Genomic DNA, 3,192 nt, shown 5'->3' on the forward strand with positions numbered 1-3,192 from the left:
AGTACGGGCGAAGCATTCGGATAGAAAATCTCCGGTTTCACCGATAGGTTATTGCCCGAATGCTTCGCCCCTACAGGACACGGGCCGATGAAGACGCAAGGTTTTGAACGAAGATTCTCTCAAAATCTTGCACCTGTGAGAGCAAAACAGAACCCTAAAACCCTTACCTCGTCTATATTTCACATTTATTCAGCAAGCCCTATATAAATCCCTCGGATAGGTGAAACTGTTTCTATGAATAGTGAAATTTGATACAGTCAACCAATTTTTTACACTTCCGTTTTTTTGGCAAGTTTTGGCGGAATTTGCTCGGCTGTTAAGGTGACAATTTGACCATCTTTGAAAATGCTGATAGACTCTCCTAAGAGCCGGTGTCTCTCAATTGCTTCTGCGATTGCGACTCTAACACCTGTATCGATTTTCTGATGCAGTTCCGTTAAGGTGGGTTCAGTCATTTTGGTTTCTGGTAATGATTCGGAAGGTGTCTGGGTTATAAATAATAGGAGGTTGATTAAATCCTAACGCAGCAACTAAGTGCGGTTCATCCCCAGAATTATCATAGATAACCCAAGTATCGCACAAAGGTAAATACAACTGCACGAGGTTAATGCGTCCCCGCTCATAACGACGACGAACCACATCTTCAGGAATATTATGACCGCCACTGGCTACCCTTCTGTGAACTCTCTCTAAAGCTAATTCTGGACTTTGTAGCCAAAAATAAATAAGATTGAGCCTATAGCCAGAACTTTGACAGTCTCTCAAAAAACGGGCAAAATGTCGGGATGCCAGGGTGCTTTCAAAAGCAAAATCTATTCCTTGGCACTTCAGTGTTATCAGTCTTTCTAACATCAACCGTCCTGCTTGGATAGCAACCGACTCAGGATTAAAAGGTGAGAGTCCGGCGGCAATTTCATCGGCGTTAACGTACTCGATAACGCCTAAAAAGTTGGGTAAAAGTTTTTTAGCGACGGTGGTTTTCCCGGAACCATTGGGGCCACCAATTAGATAAACGTCAGACATGAGGGAAAAGCTCGTCCTCCAGATTATTTTGAGATAACCTCGAACTAAGTACCAGTGGTACCAGTTTACCAGAAGTGGCTACTCTCCTAGATGATGGTAATCTGAGAACATTTGGCGATGACGGTTGCCAAGAGGTTTTCACTAATCTCGATCGAATTCGTTACCCTGAAAAATCCTGTATTTTTTAACAAGTCAGACTAAATCTTTCAAGGAGGAGTTTACAAATTTCCTTGGCATAAGTTGATATTTGAGAGACGAAAATATAGAAGCAGCTGATTATTTACTAACCTACTTTTTTTAATTTTTAACGGGTTAGGGCTGGGATATACTGAGATTGTTGCTTATAGATCACTACTATGGGACGTTTAGCGCTGATCAGCGTCACTGACAAAACCGGAATAGTTGACTTTGCCCGTCAGCTAACAGAAGAATTTGATTTTGAAATTATTAGCAGTGGAGGAACCGCCAAAACGCTCCAATCGGCGGGAATTCCCGTGATTAAAGTGGGAGAATATACAGGATCTCCTGAAATCTTGGGCGGAAGGGTGAAAACTCTCCATCCTCGCATCCATGGCGGTATTTTGGCTAGACGGGATTGGCAGTCAGATTTAGCGGAAATGGAGGCTAATCAAATTCGTCCTTTTGATTTGGTGGTGGTTAATCTCTATCCCTTTGAACAGACGATCGCCAATCCTGATGTCACCACCGCTCAGGCGATCGAACAAATCGATATTGGTGGTCCGGCGATGTTACGCGCCTCAGCTAAAAATTTCGCCCATTTGACTGTCATCAGTAACCCGAAGTATTACGAGCAGTATTTAAGCCAATTACGGCAAAATAACGGCGAAATCTCCCTGGAATTCCGTCAAAAAATGGCGGGGGAAACCTTCGCTTTAACCAATGCCTACGATGGTGCGATCGCTGCCTATTTCGCCAGCTTAAACGGGGAAACGACTCGCTTTAATTTGGCGGGAAATGCCCTGCAAACCCTGCGTTACGGCGAAAATCCCCACCAAAGTGCCACTTGGTACGGCAGCGGTACAATGGCTCAAGGTTGGGGAAAAGCGACCTTATTACAGGGAAAAGAACTAAGTTATAACAATTTAGTCGATTTAGAAGCAGCCCGCCGTTTAATCGCCGAATTCGGCAGTGAAGAACCGGCTGCCGCTATCTTGAAACACACTAATCCCTGTGGGGTGGCGATCGGTGGTAGTTTAGTGGAAGCTTATACTAAAGCTTTTAACGCCGATGCTATCTCGGCTTTTGGGGGTATTGTTGCCCTAAATCAAGCCATAGACGAAGCAACCGCTAAAGAATTAACGAAAACCTTCCTAGAATGCGTGGTAGCCCCCGATTGTAGCCCCGAAGCCCGGGATATACTCGCTAAAAAGTCAAAAGTGCGGATTTTATTGCTGCCGGATTTAACCACGGGAGAAAAACAAACAGTAAAAGTTATCGCTGGCGGTTTTCTAGTACAAGCGGCCGATGACGTGGTGGAAACTCCGGATGAGTGGCGAGTGGTGACAGAAAAACAACCTACCCCCGCACAATTAGCGGAATTACTGTTTGCTTGGAAAGTATCTAAGCACGTTAAATCTAACGCTATTGTGGTGACAAAAAATAAAACTACTTTAGGCGTTGGTGCGGGGCAAATGAATCGCGTTGGTTCGGTGAAAATTGCCCTTGAACAAGCAGGGGAAGCGGCTAAAGGTGGCTATTTAGCTAGTGATGGTTTTTTCCCTTTTGATGATTCTGTTCGCACGGCGGCCCAGTTTGGTATCGAGGCAATTGTTCAACCCGGAGGTTCTTTAAAAGATCAGGATTCAATTAATGCCGCTAATGAGTTAGGTTTAATTATGGTCTTAACAGGCATTCGTCATTTCTTGCATTAATACAAAGTTAGGGTGTGTTATTGCTTAAATTAACGCACCCCAACTTTGTATTAATTATCGGTTAATTTCCCTGACTCAATAGACCTCGACCTAATATTATCTCAAGACTAAAAGTCTTTCTATTCAAGAGACTTAACCCCAAATAAAAATAATTTTAATTGCCCCATATTTTTTCAGTGAAATTGAATTAGCAACGATAGATACGCATTTTAGTAGCTTAGAACTACTCAGTTAGTACAAAAGCTAAAAGCAAGCTGTGATTGGGTTATAATTTTTG

The 3,192-nt window shown here is 43.2% G+C and carries 3 protein-coding genes; 1 reads left to right on the forward strand and 2 read right to left on the reverse strand.

What is annotated here, in order from left to right:
• Window positions 1-269 precede the first annotated feature (269 nt).
• Both PX636_RS11225 and PX636_RS11230 read right to left on the reverse strand, forming a co-directional pair.
• Complete coding sequence (locus tag PX636_RS11225) at window positions 270-455, reverse strand: hypothetical protein (RefSeq protein ID WP_002794338.1); 186 nt, start codon at window positions 453-455, stop codon at window positions 270-272.
• The gene (locus PX636_RS11230) at window positions 448-1,023 is read right to left on the reverse strand and encodes an ATPase (RefSeq protein ID WP_288117218.1); all 576 of its coding nucleotides are present in this window, start codon (window positions 1,021-1,023) and stop codon (window positions 448-450) included. Before PX636_RS11230 ends, PX636_RS11225 begins: the two co-directional genes overlap by 8 nt.
• A gap of 356 nt (window positions 1,024-1,379) precedes the next feature.
• On the opposite strand from PX636_RS11230, the gene purH reads away from it, so the two are divergent.
• Window positions 1,380-2,915 (forward strand): bifunctional phosphoribosylaminoimidazolecarboxamide formyltransferase/IMP cyclohydrolase, encoded by a 1,536-nt coding sequence (gene purH, locus PX636_RS11235; protein ID WP_288117220.1) that lies wholly within the window; start codon window positions 1,380-1,382, stop codon window positions 2,913-2,915.
• Window positions 2,916-3,192: the final 277 nt, after the last annotated feature.

Source organism: Microcystis sp. M53598_WE2, assembly GCF_030067735.1.
GTDB lineage: Bacteria > Cyanobacteriota > Cyanobacteriia > Cyanobacteriales > Microcystaceae > Microcystis > Microcystis aeruginosa.